20 protein-coding genes and 1 other RNA gene are annotated in these 20,936 nt (G+C 46.2%); 18 read left to right on the top strand and 3 right to left on the bottom strand.

The window, feature by feature from the left end; translation table 11 throughout:
* Positions 1–4 precede the first annotated feature (4 nt).
* The 4 genes from rpoD to rnpB all read left to right on the top strand — a co-directional run bounded on the left by rpoD (position 5) and on the right by rnpB (position 3,670).
* Positions 5–1,144: an RNA polymerase sigma factor RpoD gene (gene rpoD, locus NST33_RS21985; RefSeq protein ID WP_017687256.1), complete on the top strand. Its 1,140-nt coding sequence runs from the start codon at positions 5–7 to the stop codon at positions 1,142–1,144.
* A 184-nt stretch (positions 1,145–1,328) separates the two neighbouring features.
* Positions 1,329–2,087, top strand: coding sequence for a class I SAM-dependent methyltransferase (locus tag NST33_RS21980; protein WP_133385556.1), 759 nt, complete (start codon positions 1,329–1,331; stop codon positions 2,085–2,087).
* Positions 2,063–3,178: a Nif3-like dinuclear metal center hexameric protein gene (locus tag NST33_RS21975; RefSeq protein ID WP_339305056.1), complete on the top strand. Its 1,116-nt coding sequence runs from the start codon at positions 2,063–2,065 to the stop codon at positions 3,176–3,178. The genes NST33_RS21980 and NST33_RS21975 overlap by 25 nt, the downstream gene beginning before the upstream one ends.
* A gap of 82 nt (positions 3,179–3,260) precedes the next feature.
* Positions 3,261–3,670: RNase P RNA component class A (gene rnpB / locus NST33_RS21970), an RNA gene on the top strand.
* A gap of 255 nt (positions 3,671–3,925) precedes the next feature.
* On the opposite strand, the gene NST33_RS21965 is transcribed toward rnpB, so the two are convergent.
* The gene (locus NST33_RS21965; RefSeq protein WP_221821996.1) at positions 3,926–5,155 is read right to left on the bottom strand and encodes a PLP-dependent aminotransferase family protein; all 1,230 of its coding nucleotides are present in this window, start codon (positions 5,153–5,155) and stop codon (positions 3,926–3,928) included.
* A 107-nt stretch (positions 5,156–5,262) separates the two neighbouring features.
* Between NST33_RS21965 and NST33_RS21960 the strand changes: the two genes are divergently transcribed.
* Positions 5,263–6,783 carry a PLP-dependent aminotransferase family protein gene (locus tag NST33_RS21960; RefSeq protein ID WP_339308743.1) on the top strand — a complete coding sequence of 507 codons (1,521 nt, stop codon included), beginning with the start codon at positions 5,263–5,265 and terminating at the stop codon, positions 6,781–6,783.
* Between the two features lie 86 nt (positions 6,784–6,869).
* On the top strand, positions 6,870–7,127 hold the full coding sequence (locus tag NST33_RS21955; RefSeq protein WP_076211601.1) for a hypothetical protein: 258 nt from the start codon (positions 6,870–6,872) through the stop codon (positions 7,125–7,127).
* Positions 7,128–7,227: 100 nt separating this feature from the next.
* Here NST33_RS21955 and NST33_RS21950 read toward each other — a convergent pair whose 3' ends face one another.
* A complete protein-coding gene (locus NST33_RS21950) occupies positions 7,228–9,102 on the bottom strand; it encodes a S8 family peptidase (RefSeq protein WP_339305053.1) in 1,875 nt (624 codons plus the stop codon).
* A 283-nt stretch (positions 9,103–9,385) separates the two neighbouring features.
* Between NST33_RS21950 and NST33_RS21945 the strand changes: the two genes are divergently transcribed.
* From NST33_RS21945 to thiI, 6 genes are all read left to right on the top strand, one after another.
* Entirely contained in the window at positions 9,386–9,892 is a 507-nt protein-coding gene (locus tag NST33_RS21945; protein WP_017687263.1) for a YpuI family protein, read from the top strand.
* Positions 9,893–10,058: 166 nt separating this feature from the next.
* Positions 10,059–10,277 carry a DUF1540 domain-containing protein gene (locus tag NST33_RS21940; RefSeq protein ID WP_074095869.1) on the top strand — a complete coding sequence of 73 codons (219 nt, stop codon included), beginning with the start codon at positions 10,059–10,061 and terminating at the stop codon, positions 10,275–10,277.
* Between the two features lie 108 nt (positions 10,278–10,385).
* Positions 10,386–10,727 (top strand): hypothetical protein, encoded by a 342-nt coding sequence (locus tag NST33_RS21935; RefSeq protein ID WP_237175704.1) that lies wholly within the window; start codon positions 10,386–10,388, stop codon positions 10,725–10,727.
* Between the two features lie 189 nt (positions 10,728–10,916).
* Positions 10,917–11,669, top strand: a complete 753-nt coding sequence (locus tag NST33_RS21930; RefSeq protein WP_237174367.1) for a lytic transglycosylase domain-containing protein — start codon at positions 10,917–10,919, stop codon at positions 11,667–11,669.
* A gap of 173 nt (positions 11,670–11,842) precedes the next feature.
* Positions 11,843–12,991: a cysteine desulfurase family protein gene (locus NST33_RS21925; RefSeq protein WP_221822004.1), complete on the top strand. Its 1,149-nt coding sequence runs from the start codon at positions 11,843–11,845 to the stop codon at positions 12,989–12,991.
* Between the two features lie 5 nt (positions 12,992–12,996).
* Complete coding sequence (gene thiI, locus NST33_RS21920) at positions 12,997–14,238, top strand: tRNA uracil 4-sulfurtransferase ThiI (protein ID WP_221822064.1); 1,242 nt, start codon at positions 12,997–12,999, stop codon at positions 14,236–14,238.
* Between the two features lie 122 nt (positions 14,239–14,360).
* Here thiI and NST33_RS21915 read toward each other — a convergent pair whose 3' ends face one another.
* Positions 14,361–15,071, bottom strand: coding sequence for a TerC family protein (locus NST33_RS21915; RefSeq protein ID WP_221822006.1), 711 nt, complete (start codon positions 15,069–15,071; stop codon positions 14,361–14,363).
* An 87-nt stretch (positions 15,072–15,158) separates the two neighbouring features.
* Between NST33_RS21915 and NST33_RS21910 the strand changes: the two genes are divergently transcribed.
* From NST33_RS21910 to NST33_RS21885, 6 genes are all read left to right on the top strand, one after another.
* Positions 15,159–15,818 (top strand): TerC family protein, encoded by a 660-nt coding sequence (locus NST33_RS21910; RefSeq protein WP_091014030.1) that lies wholly within the window; start codon positions 15,159–15,161, stop codon positions 15,816–15,818.
* A 295-nt stretch (positions 15,819–16,113) separates the two neighbouring features.
* A complete protein-coding gene (locus NST33_RS21905; RefSeq protein ID WP_221822008.1) occupies positions 16,114–16,608 on the top strand; it encodes a hypothetical protein in 495 nt (164 codons plus the stop codon).
* A 177-nt stretch (positions 16,609–16,785) separates the two neighbouring features.
* On the top strand, positions 16,786–18,630 hold the full coding sequence (gene typA, locus NST33_RS21900) for a translational GTPase TypA (RefSeq protein WP_036674819.1): 1,845 nt from the start codon (positions 16,786–16,788) through the stop codon (positions 18,628–18,630).
* Positions 18,631–18,930: 300 nt separating this feature from the next.
* Positions 18,931–19,227 carry a YlaH-like family protein gene (locus NST33_RS21895; RefSeq protein ID WP_036614990.1) on the top strand — a complete coding sequence of 99 codons (297 nt, stop codon included), beginning with the start codon at positions 18,931–18,933 and terminating at the stop codon, positions 19,225–19,227.
* A 90-nt stretch (positions 19,228–19,317) separates the two neighbouring features.
* Positions 19,318–20,379, top strand: coding sequence for an LCP family protein (locus tag NST33_RS21890; protein WP_221822010.1), 1,062 nt, complete (start codon positions 19,318–19,320; stop codon positions 20,377–20,379).
* A 98-nt stretch (positions 20,380–20,477) separates the two neighbouring features.
* Positions 20,478–20,930, top strand: a complete 453-nt coding sequence (locus tag NST33_RS21885; RefSeq protein ID WP_221822011.1) for a pyridoxamine 5'-phosphate oxidase family protein — start codon at positions 20,478–20,480, stop codon at positions 20,928–20,930.
* Positions 20,931–20,936 lie beyond the last annotated feature (6 nt).

The following is a 20,936-nucleotide window of genomic DNA, read 5'->3' as shown; positions in this document are numbered from 1 at the left end:
AGTTATGGCGAATGATCAGCATACTGAACTAGAAACAGAATTGACACTGGATCAGGTTAAAGATCAATTGATTGAATCAGGTAAAAAAAGAGCTTCGCTGAATTACAAGGAAATTATAGAGAAACTCTCTCCTTTTGAGCAGGATGCAGAGCAAATGGATGAGTTCTATGAGCAACTGAGCGATCTGGGTATCGATGTAGTGAATGAAAATAATGAAGAGGTTACACTTCGTCCTAGTGAAGATTCCGAGAACAACACCAGAGAGGGAGAGGACGAATTCCACTTTGATGATGATCTGAGCTTGCCGCCAGGTATCAAAATCAATGACCCTGTCCGTATGTACCTCAAGGAAATTGGTCGTGTGCCACTGTTGTCGGCAGATGATGAAGTGCAACTGGCTAAACGGATTGAGAACGGGGATGAAGAAGCCAAGCGTCGTCTGGCTGAAGCGAACCTTCGACTTGTAGTCAGTATCGCCAAGCGTTACGTTGGACGTGGAATGTTGTTCCTTGATTTGATTCAGGAAGGTAATATGGGTCTGATCAAAGCGGTTGAGAAGTTCGACCACAAAAAAGGATACAAGTTCAGTACGTATGCTACATGGTGGATTCGCCAAGCGATCACTCGTGCTATTGCTGACCAGGCGCGTACCATTCGTATCCCTGTGCACATGGTGGAGACGATTAATAAGCTGATCCGGGTATCCCGTCAGCTGTTGCAGGAACTTGGGCGTGAACCGACACCAGAAGAAATCGCTGCTGAGATGGATCTGAGTGTAGAGAAAGTTCGTGAAATTACGAAGATTGCACAGGAACCGGTTTCTCTGGAAACCCCGATTGGTGAGGAAGATGATTCCCATCTGGGTGACTTCATTGAGGATCAGGAAGCACTTGCTCCGGCGGATGCTGCTGCGTATGAGTTGCTGAAAGAACAGCTCGAAGATGTATTGGATACACTGACTGAACGTGAAGAGAACGTGCTTCGTCTACGTTTTGGTCTGGACGATGGACGGACGAGAACTCTGGAGGAAGTTGGCAAGGTATTTGGTGTTACGCGTGAGCGTATTCGTCAGATCGAAGCCAAGGCTCTTCGTAAATTGCGTCACCCGAGTCGTAGTAAACGACTCAAGGATTTCCTCGAATAATCGAACTATGGGAGACTTTCCGCAAGACGCTTTAGCGGCGGCGGGGTCTCCTTTATTTTTAATTTAAACGTCTTGATTTCTTGGTTTTGGAAATTCATCCTTGAAATGTTTTATTGGATTTTATTTTATCGCTTTTCCTTGTTCAATGCAAATCAATAAATTAAATGAATGGTGTAGGTGCTTCATGAAACTTTCGAATCGATTACAGCGAATACATGATCAAATTCCCGATGGCAGCCGCATGGCTGATATCGGTTCAGACCACGCGTTGCTGCCAGTAGCCGCAATCCGCAGTGGGAAAGCTGCAAGTGCAGTAGCCGGGGAAGTCAATCCTGGCCCTTATGATGCTGCATGCAAACAAGTCAGCGATGCTGGCTTGAAAGAAAAAATAACGGTACGCCGTGGAGACGGATTGGATGTAATCTCTGCAGGAGAAGTGGATGTCATCACCATTGCAGGCATGGGTGGTGCCCTGATTGCCTCTATTTTGGACCGAGGTTTATCCAAACTGGAAGGAGTCCAGTTACTTATTTTGCAACCAAATGTGGGAGAGGATATCCTCAGACGCTGGTTGTTGGAGCATCACTGGGTGGTTGTAGCAGAACAGTTGCTCGAAGAAGATGGCAAGATCTATGAGATTATAACGGCGATGCCACAATCCGTAAGCCCGATTGCCAATGTAGAGGTGTATCGTGCACGTCCGCTTCAAGGCGGGGCAGAATTAACGGAAGATTTGCTGCTGCGGATGGGGCCATATTTGGTGGATCGTCCAACGGATGTATTTTTTGCCAAATGGGAAAGTGAGATCATCAAACTGCAAGGGGTTGTAAACTCGATCTCCAAATCCGATCAGGATTCTTCCCGGGACAAGGCGGCTGAGGTAGAGCGTCTTATCGCAAACTTGAAGGAGGTTTTGGCATGTTTGCCAAAGGTCAAACTGTAATTCAACTGATGGAGCAACTCGCTCCCAAACATCTGGCTGTACCGGATGACCGCATTGGTCTGCAGCTCGGCAGTTTGCAAAAAGAAATCAGTCACGTGTTAGTAGCTTTGGATGTGACGGATGAAGTGGTGGACGAAGCGATTCGTATTGGTGCCAACCTGATTATCGCTCATCACGCGATCATTTTCCGTCCGGTTAAGTCACTGAGTACAGATACACCTATGGGTAAATTGTATGAAAAGCTGATTAAGCATGATATTGCTGTCTATATCAGTCATACGAACCTGGATGTGGCCGAGGGTGGTATGAATGACTGGATGGCCGAGGCACTTGGCATCGAGAGTACAGAATCGCTGGAAGATGTACACACAGATCATTTGTACAAGCTGGCTGTGTTTGTGCCTCGTACCCATCATGAACAGGTTCTTCAGGCCATTCTGGAAGCCGGAGCGGGTAGTATCGGTCAATATAACAAGTGCAGCTTCAACACGGAAGGTACAGGAACGTTTGTACCTGGTGAAGGGACTCAACCGTTTATCGGTACCCAAGGGCAGATGGAACGTGTGGAAGAAATGCGGATTGAGACCATCGTACCCCAAAGTCTGCGCAGTAAGGTCGTTCAGGCGATGCTTAAGGCTCATCCGTATGAGGAAGTCGCCTATGACCTCTATGCAATGGATTTAAAGGGCCGTACGCTTGGTCTGGGACGTTTGGGACCCCTTAAGGAACCTAAGACATTAGGTGAGCTTGTGGAGGTTGTGAAGACCCAATTCAGTGTGCCTCATGTGCGTGTAGTAGGAGATCTGAACAAGCAGATCAAAAAAGCTGCGGTTCTTGGCGGCTCTGGCAGCCGTTATGCGCTCACTGCCCGCTTCAAAGGTGCGGATGTTATTGTGACTGGAGATATCGATTACCACACGGCTCATGATGCGTTAATGGCAGGTATGTGTATCATCGACCCGGGACATAATTCCGAGAAGATTATGAAACCAAAAACAGCGGATTGGCTTCGTTCCCGTTTGGAAGAAAAACGATATGATACGCAAGTTACAGCTTCAGAGGTAAATACGGAAGTATTCCAGTTTATCTAAAAAGACCGTTGATGTACGGCTTCCAGTAATATTAAGCTTGTCTGGGAACCTAAATGCCTGTATACTATGTAATGTTGTTCGGAAAGTTTGACAGACAATCGCTGGTGGCCTTTGTTGCCACGAGAGGAAAGTCCGGGCTCCACAGGGCAGGATGCTGGATAACGTCCAGTCAGCGCGAGTTGAAGGATAGTGCCACAGAAATGGACCGCCGATGGCCGGATTTTCCGGCACAGGCAAGGATGGAACCGAGGTGTAAGAGACCCCGAGGAACGCTGGTGACTTCGTTCCTGGTAAACCCCATCTGGAGCAAGACCTAATGGGACACAGCCGCCTTTTCGGAGGAGGCAACCTTAGCCCGAGGTGTGTCTAGGTTGGTCGCTTGAGCTGTGCAGCAATGTATGGCCTAGATAGATGATTGTCGCTTCTGGTGGGAGGGTAGTTCCCGTATGAACCACGAAGAGCACAGAACCCGGCTTACGGTAAGCTTTCCTAACTGCAACAACAACATTATAGCAACACAATGTAGTCCACCTATCAGTCGAGGACAACTCGTATGATTCATCCGATGGCCTGACTGATCAGAAGGACCCATGAACATCTGAACAAACATAACTCCTGTTAATAACAGGTTCTATAAAATAAGGCGGCATGCCCGAGATTCTCGGGCATGCCGCCTTATTTTTGTTTCTCATATCAAGTTATTAACCTTCATACGCTAGTGGACAGCAAAACGTTTATGACAGTTCATTACAGTGTAACAACACTGTCCGATGTCAAGGAAGCATGCCAGCGTTGGATGGCGCGATCCATTCTTTCCACCGCTTCCGGAAGAAGCTCAGGGTCCGTATGAGTAAAGTTGATTCGCATGCGGTTTAACTCTGGTGTACCTGCATAGAAGGAATCACCCGGGACAATGCACACTTTCTCCTGGATACCATATGTGAACAGATTGCTTGCTAGCATGCCTTCAGGCAGTTGCAGCCACAAGAACATGCCACCTTGTGGTGAATTCCACGAGATGCCTTCCCAGGCTTTGGCTGCCATGAGAGTCGTCAGTGTTTTCATGCGTTGTTCGTAATCCTCTGAAATATGGCGGATATGCGCATCCAGATCGAAAGATTCAAGCAGTGCATGAAGCGCTCTTTGGTCAATGCTGCTGGAGTGCAAGTCGGCACCTTGTTTGGCTCGTGCTGCCATTTTGACAATATCGGGAGCAGCCAGTATCCAGCCCGTACGAAGGCCAGGTGCTACCGTTTTGGAGAATGTACTGGTGTAAATAACATTGGAAGGGCCGTCATAGGATACTGCATCCAGTTCTGCGAGAGCAGGGACATCCAATTGCTCCGGATTGAACCGAATTTCACCATAGGGATCATCTTCCAAAATGAGTACACCATACTTGCGGCACAGATCCACAGCCTGCTGTCTTCTTTCTCGTGACCACACTTTTCCCGTAGGATTGGAGAACGTGGGATTAATGTAGACAAGTTTTGGACGATGCGACTGGAGCTGTTCCTCCAGAGATTCAGGCAACATGCCGTGATCATCACAGGCTACGCCGTGAGATTCAGCCTGATAGGAATGAATGACTTGCAGAGCAGCGAGGTAGGTTGGTGATTCAACCAATACGCGGTCACCTGGGTCAAGAAGGATGCGGCAAACCAAGTCAATGGATTGCTGTGAACCCGTAGTGAGAAGCATGTGATCGGGTGAAGCGGGAATGCCCTTGGATTCAAGACGTTCCGCAATTTTGGCGCGAAGAGGACGGTAACCTTCAGTCTCCGCATATTGAAGAGCGGCTGCTCCGCTCATAAATACTTTTTCATATGCAACGCGGATGGCTTCCAGCGGGAATGAAGTCTGGGCTGGTAATCCACCGGCTAGTGAGATCATTCCAGGTGCCTGAGCGGCCTGGAGCATGTCGCGAACGACAGAGGACGGGGTGTTTTGTGCCATTTTGGACCAAGGGATACTCATGTTATTCTCATCTCCTGTTATTCACTGTTATACTGATATTATAAACTATAATAGACGGACTACACTATAACAGTAAAATGAAGATCATAACAGTTGGGGGAGCACACATGCATATTGAATTAAAGCGGGGAAGCAGTACCAAATTGTACGTGCAGATTGCGCTAACGATTGCCGATCGCATCAGATCAGGACTCATTGAACCCGGAACCCGGCTTCCTTCTGTTCGTAAAATGACCGCGGATTTGGGTGTCAGCCTGGTTACTGTATCCAAAGCGTATGCTGAACTTGAAGCGATTCAATTGATCACCTGCTCCCAGGGGAAAGGTTGTTATGTGAGAGGTACATTGAACGTGGATCAGATGGAGGATGTGGACCGAGCGCAGCGAAACCATGCCAACAGTGAATCTAGTACGTCATGGAATTGGCAGATGGCACTGGTGGATTATTTACCGCGAGCCCAGCTCTGGAGACATTTTGATACGTCACCACAAGTATGGTATGAACTTCATATGTCAGCGATTCAGCCTGAACTGTTGCCTACACGCGAGATTATCGACAGCGCCTACCGACTCTCCTCTGATCATACAGAGCGTATGGCAGCTTACGGATCTTTTCAGGGGGATCGGGAACTTAGACAGATCTTTGCCGAACATTTTGCCGAGCGTGGACTACAGGCTGCACCTGAACGCATGTTAATTACAAGTGGTGCTCAGCAGGGGATCGATCTTGTGGCACGAACTTTTGTCGGACCTGGGGATGTTGTGTACATGGAGGCACCAAGCTATACCGGAGCTATTGATGTATTTACGAGTAGAGGCGCGAAGATCATTACGGTCCCGATGGATGACGAAGGCATGCGTATTGATCTGTTGACCCGATTATGTGATACCTATCCGCCCAAACTGATCTATACGATCCCGACCTATCACAATCCAACAGGGATCACGATGAGTGCAAGAAGACGGGCACAGCTTCTTAATCTCGCGCAAAGCTACCACTGCCTTATTCTGGAGGATGACCCTTTTGCAGATCTTTATTTTCGTGAGCCTCCTCCGGCGTCGATTAAATCGATGGATGGGACAGGTCATGTCGTATATATCAAAAGCTTCAGCAAGGTGTTGTCTCCCGGTTGCCGTATAGCCTGCGCCATCGCAGACGGAAGTGTATTGACCCGGCTTGTGGCCGCAAAATCTACGGCGGATTTGGGGAGTCCGCTGCTTACACAAAAGGCGCTGCAATCTTTTATTCAGAATCAGTATGGTGCCTATGTATCCCGATTGAGGGATGAATTGTATTCTCGCTTGTGCGCAGCATCCGAAGTGCTGGAACAGCATGCTACTACGGGTATGCAATGGCGCTTGCCAGAGGGAGGACTCAATCTGTGGCTTCAACTTCCGAGTAACCTGGATATGCGTGAGTTGCATCATCAGTCACTTGCTGCAGGGGTTTCTTTCCTGCCAGGTTCCGCCTGTTATGTAGGAGAGATGGATACACCAAGTCTGCGTATCTGCTTCACTGTAACAAACGTTGAGCTTTTGTGTGAAGGACTCCGTGTACTGTGCCAAGTCATTGACAGAGTAACACCTGGGCAGGGTGGGACAGTGGCGGACAGGCTACCGCTCATATAATTTTTCGGACTATGGACATACATCCAATCCACTTTCGATCTGCTGCAATAGGTTATAGTATCACCAGAAAGGGAGTTGGTTTTGAAATGAACCATTACTGTCCACCGCTTTGCCCGATTGTCTGTGACCCGATCCAGGTTGTTGAGGATTATTACATCCCACAAATCGTGCCTGTAATCCACCCGATTGAAGTGATCAAAAAACATCACTGTGTTCCGATTCATCACCACATGTATCCTGTTGTTGTCAAAGAAGAAGACCCTTGTTATGTATCCAGCCATAATCCGAAGAAAAAATCCGTAAAAAAATCAAGTAAAGCCCGCACATCTTCTCGCAAGCGCTAAGCGCAGCGGGTGCTCCGGGGAATTGGATATAAACCAAAAGAGCAGCGTACGCCCCGGGGCGCAGCTGCTTTTGTATTTTTACTGAGTAGAGTTATTACGATTAAGGAGTATACTTTTTCATCGTATTATCCATTTGTTGTCTGACATGTTGCGGCCAGAACTGCAAAGGAGCGCTGTTGCCTGATGCGGCTTGCAGTGCCTTATAGACATCGATTTGGCCATAGCCGAAATACTTGTCGTGACCCGGATCACCGAGGTCAATAACACTTTGGCGCATCAAATCCATCACTTCCGTGTTGGTCAAGTCCGGGTTCAACGAACGGATCAAACCTGCAAGTGCGGCTACATGAGGGCTAGCCATGGACGTTCCAGACAAGGCCGCATACTGATTATTTGGATAGGTACTGGCGATACTGGACCCTGGAGCCATCACATCTACATAATCCCCATAGTTGGAATAGGAAGCTTTGCTCATATCCGGGTCCGTAGCAGATACGGCAAATACTTCCGGATAAGCAGCAGGGTATCCTGGACGCTCGGTATTATCGTTCCCTGTGGCTGCAATCAGGACGATATCCCGGTCAAAAGCGTATTTAATGGCATCATGAAGAAATTGTGCATCAGCATAATTGCCCAGACTCATATTGATAACTTTGGCTCCATGATCGGCTGCCCAGATGATGCCTTCGGCAACGGCATACGTGGTACCAGAACCCGAGTTGTCGAGTACTTTAACCGGTAGTACCTTGTTATACCAGCTCATGCCTGCCACGCCTTCATTATTGTTGACAGTAGCGCCGATAATGCCTGCGACATGTGTTCCATGTCCCACATCATCCATCGGTTGGCTTCCCGGCTCGACCACATTATAACCCTCAAGGAGCTTGCCCTTCAGGTCAGGATGATTCATATCAACCCCCGTGTCGACCACCGCAACGATGACATCTTTGTTTCCTTTGGTAATATTCCAACCTCTGTTTGTCTCAATCGCAGGCAGGTTCCACTGATAATCGGAGAACAAAATGTCATTGGGTATCGTTACATCTGTTTGTTCAGTTACAGTATCATTGGTTAAATACATATAGTGGGGCTCCATATAGAGTGGATTCCATTTGCTATCGAAATAACTATGCAATTGTTTGTAACTCATGTGTTCTGACCGAAAAACATACGTGTATCCCAGCTTGCGCGCAGATTGCGCTCTCAGATCAGATTTAATGATACGCATGTCCCGTTCACCGGGATCCTGGCGAAAACGGATGACGATTTCATTTTCATAAAAATGACTGGCATTGGCATTATCATGTCCGGTCTTCACTGTGATTTCGTTAAGCGTATCCGGGTGAACAGATTCAATTTTGAATTTACCCTCACGCGGATAAGGGATCATGCGCAGATTTTTGCGCTGATGTTGTTCAACAGCATTTAATACGTTCTGGCTGAACAAGGCAATGACAGCTCTTTTGCCATCTTTGGAGGGTTGCCCCATAACAAAATATTTTTCTTTTCCCAAAGGAAAAGAAGAGGATTCAAAACATTGGCGTTTGTTTACCGCTTTTTTGGCAAGATTGAGCGCATGTTGAAGTTTTTGTTGTTCCAACTTGCTTCCTTGTGTGGAGGCTTGATCAAAGGGTTTGTTAAAAGAGCCATTGGTATTCATGAGATGAATGGATCTGATATGTTCATGTGAACTTTGGAGATCCTTCACATATCGGCTAACCTGCGCAGCATTCATTGTGGCGGTTTTCTCCAGCATGATACTGAGATGTTGCTTGGCATCCATACGGGTCAGAAGATCGGTTGCTTTGACATCCTGCACTTTCAGACGCTGCTTACTCGTGTGCTCTTCATGAGCAGAATTTGACAGGGCACTTGGCTTGGGTTCTTGACGATTTGATGTTGGAAGCAGAAGCGTCAGGGCGAGTGCTCCTGCACCAGCTGCAAGGGCCCAGTTAATCCATTTCGGTCTGGACATGGTGGATGGAACCTCCTTCGTTCATTTTGGACAATCATTAACAGTGCTTCATCGTTGTCACTGGTTATATCTATCGTTAGAAAAAGCGGATATTTTTATGCAGGTGAGTTCGAGTCTGACTGCGTATAATAGGCATGTTTAACGGCAGAAGCGGAAAGCATGATTAAGGGATACCGCTCGTCATCTTTTTATGGTAGGATTATAGCTGAGAATTCAAAGGTCAGGGGAAAACCACCGTTGGCCGACCTATATGTAAGGACTTATTTAAGGGGGAGCTACCTTTATGTCAGCAGCCAATGTACAGAAAACATGTGAGTCAACTAGGGAAAAGTTAAAACCGGCTATCGATCGGATTGAAAATTTTTTGAATGAGAATGCTTTGCCTGAACTGGATCAGAATCAGACGGAAGAATCAACAGCCTTCTACAAAGGATTTCTTTCAGATCTCCGTCATTTGCTCGTTTTTTCTGAAGTTTCTTACGAAAAACTTGGCGTTGTGCTGCGTCGTGCCAACTTTGATGTCGATTTTGCCGAAAAGGCTCTTTATAATACGTATCACCAATGCGTAAACAGCTTTTTCTATCCCAAAAATGAATGTTATTCTGAAGACGGAAGATACGCTTACACAGGACAAGATGCCATTCGTTTCCGTGACAAGCCAATCCGTGCAGTACGGGATGTCATTCTTGAGGTTTCCAAAACGTACGAAGAATTGCGCGATGATCTGGCATATTACGAAAGTGATTACCTGACTCAGCGCCGTATGCAAAATCAACGGAATCACGCCTAATGAACGTTTAAACCTGAATATGAAATTGGACGAAACCGCCCTTGTGGCGGTTTTTTTGTGTTATTAGTGAGAATCAGACGAGGTGTGATCATGTCATCATCTGGCATTTTGACGGGGAATATCAGGTTTGTGGCGGGGAGACAATAGTAGTCGAGGTGATAAAAAAATGAGCCAAGACAAACCAATTGTCAAATGCAGTGTCTCCAACTGCAACTTTTGGGGAGAGAACAACTTCTGCCACGCTGATGCCATCATGATTGACATTGACCAACATGCCACCCGTCGTCTGCATGAGGAATTTGCCGGTGAGACATTTGACTCCGATCACCATGATCATGCACGCACATCCTCTGCAACATGCTGTCACACGTTCAAACCCAAGTGAGCAGTCATCCCTATTTCATAACGGAGGTGCTTCCAAATGGAAAATGACGATAATAAGTTTAATTTTAAAGATCGCCCTGAAACCAATGTTGACGGTGAAAAACAGCGTATGCGCGTCGATTATCCCAGAAAAACACATCGGGAAGAATACGGGGCAGAGGTTGCTCCTCCGACTGTCGTAAGAACTGGAGGTACCGAACGCTCAGAACCTGTACCTGAGAAACATGAGGCAGACCGTGTCATGGAGTCAACAGGTAAAGTCGCAGGTTATATGGGGCTGGCCTTCGGCATCGCGTCCTTGTTCATGTGGTCAATCGTACTTGGACCAGCGGCAGCCGTTCTGGGTTACTATGCTTATGTGAATGGTCGTAAGACAGCGGGAGCTTGGTCCATCGGACTCGGTATTGTAGCCACGCTGAGTTATTTTTTCATGATTCCATTTGCTCGCTAGATTGTAAAATGTTCATTCAACAGCCTTCTGTTTTCACCCAAATGCGGTGAATTACAGAAGGTTTTTTTCGTATATGTGCAGGTTAGGTGGGAAGATTCATATATTTTTTTGAAAACAATGGAACCTTGCTGTAAAACGATGTAGAATAAGGTCATAATACGCTTAATTATACGGGAGTGGGTATAACTCATGCAGATTGATCCAAGCGGATCGCGGCAGTTATTGGAACTGCAATTGTCCAATGTGAATAACCAAACTAGTGGATCACAACCAAATGCTGGTTCAACTGTGGATTTCGCCAATGTGATGGACGGGCTGTTAGGTACGGGTACCAATTCGATGAGTAATACGGATTCCACCGCTACGGTCTCCAAAAGATCCAGTGATGGTTTGTTGTGGCTGCAACTCGGAAGCACGTACAATCCGGATATAAATACGGCAGGATCGTCCTCTGTCTCCAATAACATCGTTGGGTCTTTATTATCTTCATCCAATACAGGAATCGTGGATTCCGGTGCATCTGTACCTACGGATTATGAATCTTTGATTGCCGAGGCAAGTGCCAAATACGGTGTTCCTGAATCATTGATCAAGGCCGTCATTGACACAGAGTCCAATTTTAACCCAAATGTCGTGTCCTCCGCGGGTGCCAAAGGGCTTATGCAATTAATGGATGGTACGGCTGCAGGGCTGGGTGTGAGTAATTCATTTGATCCTGCCCAGAACATTGATGCGGGTACGAAGTATCTTTCCCTTCAGCTCCAGCGTTTCGGTGGAGAAGTGAAGATGGCACTTGCTGCATATAATGCAGGACCGGGCCGTGTTTCACGTCTGGGCGTGTCTAGTGATAGCGAACTGATGAGTGTACTTAACCGTTTGCCTTCCGAAACACAGAATTATATCTCCAAGGTGGAGAAGGCACAGTCGAAATATGTGATCTAAACTCACAGAGAGACATTTGTGAAAACACATGATAGGCAGGATGAGATCAAATGTGGGAGCAGTAGCGCTTGAAACGCCTGTTCCCGGTTGGTCTTTTTGTGTTGTATGGGTATCGTGTTACAATGCTCACTGTAGGTTCATGAACGAAGAGATAAAGGGAGGTCTAACCTCATTTGAAATATTTTGATTATGCTGCAACCACACCTCCCCATCCCGATGTGATTCGTACGATGGCCGAAATTATGGAGACACAATTTGGTAACCCGTCCTCCATCCATGGGTATGGAGAGCGTGCTCATCAGTTGCTGCGTCGTGCACGATCTGGCTGTGCTGCGGCAATCGGCGTTAAGCCTGAGGAGATTGTATTTACTTCCGGTGCGACCGAGAGTAATAATCTTGCGATAAAAGGTGCGGCATTACGATATCAGTCACGAGGCAGACACATCATCACTACGGCTACCGAGCATGCCTCGGTGTACGAAAGTTTTATGCAATTGCAGCAGTGGGGATGGGAAGTGACATTAGTTCCTGTGAATTCCGATGGAGTGGTCAACGCTCAGCAGGTTGTAGACGCGATCAGGCCCGACACGGTGCTTGTGAGTCTGATGCATGTAAATAATGAAACTGGAGCCATCCATCCGATTGCAGAAATCGGCAAACAGCTCAAAAAGGAAGCACCACGGGTGCTTTTCCATGTGGATGGTGTTCAAGGCTTTGGAAAAATGAAGGCAACACCTGCCGCTTGGGGTGCAGATCTGTACAGTCTGTCTGCTCACAAGATTCGTGGACCGAAGGGAGCAGGTCTCCTGTATGTGCGAAGTGGAGTGGAGCTTACGCCACTATTGTCAGGAGGATCACAGGAACAAGGCCTAAGAGCAGGCACTGAAAACGTGGCCTTGCTGGTAGGCATGGCAAAGGCCATGCGAATGGCAGCAGAAGATCAGGTTGATTTTGCCCGGCGTACAACGGTGCTCCGTGATCGGTTGATGGACACAATACGTGACATTCCTGAATTTGAATTGAACAGCCGCACAGAGGGTGCACCTCATATTGTGCACTTCTCCTATCCCGGGATGAAGGCAGAAGTGGCGTTGCACACCTTGGAGCAACTTGGGGTAACCATATCGACTCAATCTGCCTGTTCTTCGCGTTCGGCTGAACCGAGTCGGGCTCTACTTGCGATGGGCAGAGATGCAGCTTGTGCTGGTGGCGGATTGCGTATTAGTCTTGGAGATGAACATACAGAAGAAGATGTAGCCTTGCTTGAGCGGGCTTTACATCAGATGGTGGCGCAGTTGCGGCCCCTCGAAAGGCGGATGTAATGGATATGAAATATGATATGCTGCTTCTCCGTTTCGGAGAGTTTATGTTAAAAGGGAAAAATCGTGCCCGATTTGAAAAAACGATCATTACACAGGTAAAAGCTTTGCTTAAACCTTATCCAGGAGCGAGCCTTCGCAAAGAATATGGCCGTGTGTATGTAGATCTTGGCGGTGAATCACATACTGAACTGATTAAGGTGCTGAAGCGGGTATTCGGTGTGATGTCGATTAGTCCGGTTAAAGTTACTCCATCCGAGCTTGATGAGATTGTGAAAACAGCAGTTGCGTTTATGGACGAAAGGGAAGACGAATTCAAGGAAGGTACCACATTTAAGGTAAATGTAAGGCGGGTATGGAAGGAGTTCCCGAACTCTTCCCATGAAATGAACCATCTGGTTGGTTCCCCGATTCTTCGGAAGTTTCAGCAATTAAGTGTTGATGTTCGTCAACCTGATATCGAACTGCGAGTGGAAATTCGGGATCAGGGTACCTATATTTTCAATGAAACCATTCCGGCAGTAGGTGGCTTTCCACTGGGTACGAATGGCAAAGCAATGGTACTGTTATCAGGTGGAATAGACAGCCCGGTTGCAGCCTGGTCTTCCATGCGCCGTGGGCTTGAAGTGGAATGTGTACATTTTTACAGTTACCCGTTCACAAGCCAGCGTGCCAAAGAGAAGGTCATTGATTTGGCGCGTGCCCTTGCTGATCATGCAGGAGCAATCAAGCTGCATCTGGTTCCATTTACAGAGATTCAAACGGCATTTACCCAGCTGGGTCAGGACAATCTGATTATTACGCTGATGCGACGTTCAATGCTGCGAATTGCATCCAAACTTGCCGAGCGTGAGCGGGCACTCGCACTGATCACCGGGGATAGCCTGGGCCAAGTAGCGAGTCAGACTCTTCCGAGTATGAATGTCATTGGTCGTGCGACGGATCTGCCACTGTTACGACCACTGGTTATGATGGATAAACAGGAGATCATTACCCTGTCCAAACAGATTGGAACTTATGACATATCTATTTTGCCATATGAGGATTGCTGTACTCTCTTTGTGCCAAAGTCACCTTCAACCAATCCAAATCTTCGAATTGTGGATAAAATAGAATCAACAATGAGCCATCTGTCAGAATGGGTGGATCAGGCGGTGGAACAAACTGAAACGATCACCCTGCATGCCGGTGAAACTTCTGTGGTAACGAATCCGACAGGCGACAATGGCATGAAGGATGATTGGTTCTAAACTCAATAAAAATTAGCATGGCTGACATAATAAGGGCTATGTTAACTGCAAAAAGGACTGTCCGATGAAATATCGTTCAGTCCTTTGCTGTATTCAGGATGAAATTTTTAGTTTAAATTAGCCTACGAATAGGAGCGCTGCTGTTCCCCGTCAGATCCCTTGTGGCTGGAACTGCTGGAGCGTTTGCGATAACCTGCAAAGACTACACCTGCAATAACCACAACGATAAAGAGAATGCGCAATGCCGGATGTTCAGTAAAGTAAGGCAAGAGTCGCTGTTCCTCCGTGATCATATTAGAAGCCGTATACCCGAGAACAATGGCTCCGACATAGATAATCCAAGGAAAATGATTAATTAGTTTGATAAACAGGGTACTGCCCCAGACGATAATAGGGACACTAATCAGGAGTCCAAGGATGACAAGCACGAGATGCTGCTGGGCTGCTCCAGCAACTGCGATCACGTTATCTAATCCCATGGCTGCATCCGCGATTACGATGGTACGAATTGCGGTCCACAAGGAAGTTCCCGCCTGGACATCATTGTGTTCATCACCCTGATCCGCCAATAATTTATAGGCAATCCAGATCAGAAGTATGCCTCCCACAAGCAAGAGCCACGGAACTTTAAGCAACCATAAAACAACAACTGTTGCTAAAATTCGAATCAAAAGTGCGCCGCCAGTTCCATATAGAATCGCCTTTTTCTGCACAGAAGGGTGCAAATTTCGAGCTGCGAGACCAATGACGATGGCATTATCTCCAGCCAGAATTAGATCAATAAAGACAACGTTCAGCAAAGCCAGCCAGAATGTGGGACTAAATAGCTCCATGAGATATGTCACTCCTTATATACGGTTCAATCATTAAGAATAGCATGGACAACTCCGACATACAAGTTAATGTGGGGGGATGAGGACATGGATACACTATGGCTTTTAACTGAAATTTTAATGATCAATCTGGTATTGAGTGGAGATAATGCGGTTGTTATTGCGCTTGCCAGCAAGGATCTGCCACCAATACAACGCAAAAAAGCGGTATGGTGGGGAGCTTTTGGTGCGGTGCTGCTGCGTTGTGTATTAACCTTTGTAGCGGTATTGTTGCTGGGAATTCCCTTTATCCAAGCGGCAGGTGGGCTGTTGCTACTCTGGATTGCAGTAAAGCTACTGCTTCAAAATGATGATGAAGTACATATTCGAGAAGCATCTACGACCTGGAAAGCCATTCAAACCATTCTGATTGCCGATTTTGTAATGAGCTTGGATAATGTTTTGGCCATAGCGGCTTTGGCTGATGGGGATTTGGCTTTGATCGTCATTGGTATTGCAATCAGTATCCCCATCGTCGTATGGGGGAGCGGGTTAATTGTTGGTTTGTTGAAGCGATTTCCGATTCTTGTATTCGTCGGATCAGGCATTCTGGCCTTCACAGCAGGTGAGATGGTGATGAAAGACCCCAAGTTAGGAGAATGGCTGGGAGGTATGGCATCAGAGGTGCATACGCTGCTTCCCGTAGCAATGGCTTGTCTTGTGGTTGCGATTGGAGGCGCACATAAATTTGTGCGTAAGAACGCATAGTTTAATTTTGGATAAAAGTTTGAATTAAGACCGTCTGAACCGTCCGGTTTAGGCGGTTTTGTGTTGAGAGAATACACTTGTGAATACAACAACTAATGGGCTGTCATAAGTTGCACATTTTAGGGTAATACAGGTAAAGGGCGCACGCAAAGTGCGACATAAAGTATAGTTTTTTGCCGAAACATCGGATACACTAGTAGCAGGATTACAGGTTTGGAAATCAACAGTCAGCATGGAATGCGTATCGCTTAAGGAGAAATAAAGTACATAGCCATAGTATAAGAGGTGATTGATAATGAGGATGAGAAATGAAAAAGCGATTGGACTATTTATTGTAGCTGCGGGAATTGTTATTCTGCTTGGCAAGTTTGGCGTGTTTGGATTTATTGGTCGCAATTTCTGGCCTTTGCTGATCCTGCTGCCAGGCATCGCCCTTCATGCGTTATATTATGCGCGTATTTCACCATCATGGTCACTCGTTCCTGCCGGCATACTAACGGTGTATGGTGTTTTATTCAGTATAACGAATACATGGGGCGCTGGACTTATGAGCAGGCTGTGGCCAGCATTCTTGCTTGGGATCGCCATAGGGTTACTCGAATATGGAATGGCTGAGCGGCGAAGACCGGAATATGTGTTACCTGCAGCTTTGATCCTTGGTGCGGTGTCCATCATATTATTCGGATTTACCTTGCTGCAAACGGGAATAATCTATGTACTTGCTGTCCTTTTGATCTTGGGCGGAGTCTGGTTATTACTTGGACGAGGACGTCAAGGGAGAGGCTGGTAACATTCCCAGTGGTCTTCTCGTGCGAAATATCTTGATTTTTACCTATAATAAACTATAATATAAGGGATATAGACATGCGTCGGGATATCACCGACGCTTATTTTGTGAGTAACCTGCGAAATTGCGGGAAGTTTAAGTAGATATGATTTGAAATTGGAAAGGATATGGATACAAAACATGCATTCAAGAGAACACATTCGCAATATTGCGATTATTGCCCACGTCGACCACGGAAAAACAACACTCGTTGACAAGTTGCTCCAGCAATCCGGTACTTACCGAGATCACGAAACGGTACAGGAGCGCGTAATGGACTCCAACGATTTGGAGCGTGAACGCGGTATTACGATTTTGGCCAAAAACACGGCTATAACTTATAAAGATTACCTGATTAATATTGTGGATACACCAGGACACGCCGACTTCGGTGGTGAAGTTGAACGTATCATGAAAATGGTTGACGGTGTATTGCTCGTTGTAGATGCTTATGAAGGCTGTATGCCACAAACGAAGTTTGTACTTCGTAAAGCACTTGAGCATAACCTGACACCAATCGTTGTTGTAAACAAAATTGACCGTCCAGCGGCTCGTCCGACTGAGGTTATTGATGAAGTATTGGACCTGTTCATTGAACTGGGTGCCAACGATCAACAACTCGAATTCCCTGTTGTATATGCTTCCGCATTGAACGGAACATCCAGCATGGATAATGATCCTGCCAAACAAGATGACAACATGATGGCGATCTACAATACCATCGTTAGTCATATCCCACATCCTACCGAAAATGTTGAAGAACCGCTTCAATTCCTCGTTACTTTGATGGACTACAATGAATACCTTGGCCGTATTGCCATTGGTCGTGTTAACCGCGGTGTGATCCGTCAAGGACAATCGGTAACGGTTATTATGCGTGATGGTAAGAGCAAAACTGCACGTATCGAGAAACTGTTCGGTTTCCAGGGTCTCAAACGTATTGAGACGGAAGAAGCAGGAGCAGGCGACATCGTTGCCATTGCAGGGATCAAGGACATCAACATTGGTGAAACCATTGCCGACCCTAACAACCCGGAAGCTTTGCCAGTTCTGAAAATTGATGAGCCAACACTGCAAATGACGTTCCTCGTGAACAACAGTCCATTCGCAGGTCGTGAAGGTAAATGGGTAACTTCCCGTAAACTTCGTGAGCGTTTGTTCAAAGAGTTAGAAACAGATGTTTCCCTTCGTGTTGACGAAACGGATAGCCCTGATGCATTTATCGTTTCCGGACGTGGTGAGCTTCACTTGGGTATCCTGATTGAAAATATGCGTCGTGAAGGATATGAGCTTCAAGTATCCAAACCAGAAGTTATCGTAAGAGAAGTTGACGGTAAGAAAATGGAACCTGTTGAGCGCTTGTTGATTGATATCCCTGAAGAGAGCATGGGTTCCGTAATGGAGAGCCTGGGCGCACGTAAAGCAGAGATGGTTAACATGGTTAACACAGGTAGTGGTCAAGTTCGTCTGGAGTTCCTGATTCCAGCACGTGGTTTGATCGGATATAGCACAAACTTCCTGACATTGACTCGTGGTTACGGTGTAATGAACCATGCATTTGACAGCTACGCTCCAGTAGTATCCGGTCAAGTGGGTGGACGTCACCAAGGCGTGTTGATCTCAACTGAAACGGGTACATCCACGTTCTATGGCATGATGGGCGTTGAGGATCGCGGTACGCTCTTCTTGGAGCCGGGAACTGAAATCTACGAAGGTATGATTGTTGGTGAACATACACGTGACAATGATATCGTTGTTAACATCTGCAAAGAAAAACAACTGACTAACGTTCGTTCTTCCGGTAAAGATGATACGGTTAAAATTAAAACTCCGATTATCTTCTCATTGGAACAGGCGCTTGAATATCTGAATGAAGATGAATATTGTGAGATTACACCAAAATCTATTCGTCTTCGTAAAAAGATCCTGAACAAATCCGAGCGTGAGCGTGCAGAAAAACAACGCAAAATGGCTTCTAAAGCCTAATAACAATAAAATAATATATATAAGTTAGCATTTGATGAGCCCGACAAGTAACGAGAGCTTGTACAGCTAAAGTAGTGTAGGGATCAGAATCGATTCTGAAGAAGCGAAGCGTTCGCCTTTATCCCCGGATTTTACCATTGAAGAATGGATCAAAAAAATCTGGGGATAACAGCGATCGTAAGAACGAGCTGAGACCGAAACGGTCACGACGCACGTACTGGGCTCTCTAAGTTGCTAGAGGGGATTCCATCAACCAGTTAACTTATATCCTAGCATGAACACGAAAGGAGCTGGCTGTGCATGCAAGCATGGTTCGCATCACACCCGATCGTAGCCTACATCGTCATCTTTGTATTGATTACTTACGTATATAACAAGGTGTTTCGGGTACGTCAGAAATTGCCACTGGGTAAGGAAATCGTTCTCTATATTTTGATGGCGATGGGCACATTCATGCTTCTTATTTTTCAGATCGACAAGCTGCCCATCATTCAATGTTTGTTGGTCGCGGTTGGTTTGATGTTGTTAGTGAGAGTGCGTTATTTTATTGAAGGTCGTCAAAAGAAAAAAGCGGAAGCTGCCGCTCGAAACTCATAAATCCTGTCTTGTACAGACCATCCGTTTTCCTTAGGGAAAGCGGTTGTCTTTTATTTAGACAAAAACAGATGTGATAAAGGTGTTGAAGATATGAACTCAAATTCGAACGGACTGCCTCCACGGAGACAGGCACCAACGCAATCCGGTGCTTCTGGATCGAAGAATGGCAAGGGCAAGCAGCCTAAGAAGAAAAAGAGAATGAATGCTTTTGGCAGAATCCTTTTAAGTCTATTGGTTATTGCCATTGTGGTAGGCGGTGGATATGCGTACTGGGTATACAATCAAGTCGTGGATACAGGCATCGATAAACCGGTACCTCCCGGGATGTCAGCCACAACCAAACCGATCACGATGCTGTTATTAGGCACAGATAACCGTCCTGAAACTGGCACATATCTCTCGGATGTTGTTATGGTGGCTTCGTTAAATCCGGAGACCAAGACGGCAACCATTGTATCTTTGCCTCGAGACACGCGTATTCAATTGGATGGGTACAAATCCAACAAGCTGAATTCCTATTATCCAAGATTCAAAGCACAGGAAAAAACCACTGGCAAAAATGCAGAGGATCAGATGAAAGAAATGATGGGCAAGTATTTGGATGTAGATATTAATTATACAACCGTCCTGAATTTCCAGGCATTCCGTGATGCTGTCAATGCCGTGGGTGGCGTGGATGTGACTGTGGATAAAAATATGTGTTATAGAGATACAGCCGATGGTACAGATATCAATCTGGTCGCAGGCGCACAACATCTCGATGGTAAAGCAGCACTGGATTTTGTTCGTTACCGCAAATCCAATTGTAATCCAAAGACTGATGAATCCAACGACTTTGATCGTAACAAACGTCAAAACCAAGTGCTGAATTCCATGCTGGATCAGATGAAATCTCTTGGAGGCATTACAAAGATCAGCAAAGTGATTGGTGCAGTTGACAACAATATGACGACAGATGTGGAATCGGAACAAATGAAAAACTTTATCTCGACGTATTGGAACATTTCCACTTCGGATGTGCACTATACTCCGGTTACCGGAGAGTGGAGAAGTCCATATGTGTATATTAATGAGACGGAACTCGCCAATGCAAAGCAGGCTTTACAAGATACACTTTCAGGTAAAGTAACGGCTTCACCTTCAGGCGAATAACCTTCATTCTTTTGGGATTGGAAGCACGTTAATCGGTATGCTATAATAACATAAACCAAGTACAAAAATTGCATAAAGAAGGTTAGGGGGCTGGTTGAATGTCCGAAGCCGTCACACAATTAACTGAATCTCTTTTACAGCAATTCAAGAATGAGACCTTTGTGCTTCTTAGCACAGTGGATGTAGAATCCGGAGGTCCGACTTCAACAGCCATCTCCTGGATTTATGCGGAGAATGCTTCTACTTTTCGTTTAGCGATCGATCATCGTTCACGTTTAGTGAATAACATGATTACTAATCCGCTCATTACAGTGACTGTCTTTGGAGAAGAGACGGTGTACGCAGTGAACGGACGTGCTGCGGTACGACAAGATCCGCTGCAGGACGTTCCATTTAATATGTGCTGTTTCGACATTACAATTGAAGCGGTGAGTAATGCTCTGTTTTACGGCGCTCAATTGTCCTCTGTGCCTCAATATGTCAAAATATATGATCAGCGTGCTGCTGAGAAATTAGATGAGCAGGTTTTTGCTGCCATGAAAAAAGCCTAGTGAGAG

Origin of the sequence: Paenibacillus sp. FSL L8-0435, assembly GCF_037965655.1 — a bacterium.
In the GTDB taxonomy this organism is placed as follows: Bacteria; Bacillota; Bacilli; order Paenibacillales; family Paenibacillaceae; genus Paenibacillus.
Note: the sequence above shows the minus strand (reverse complement) of the source record. Positions and strands in the feature narration are given on the sequence as shown.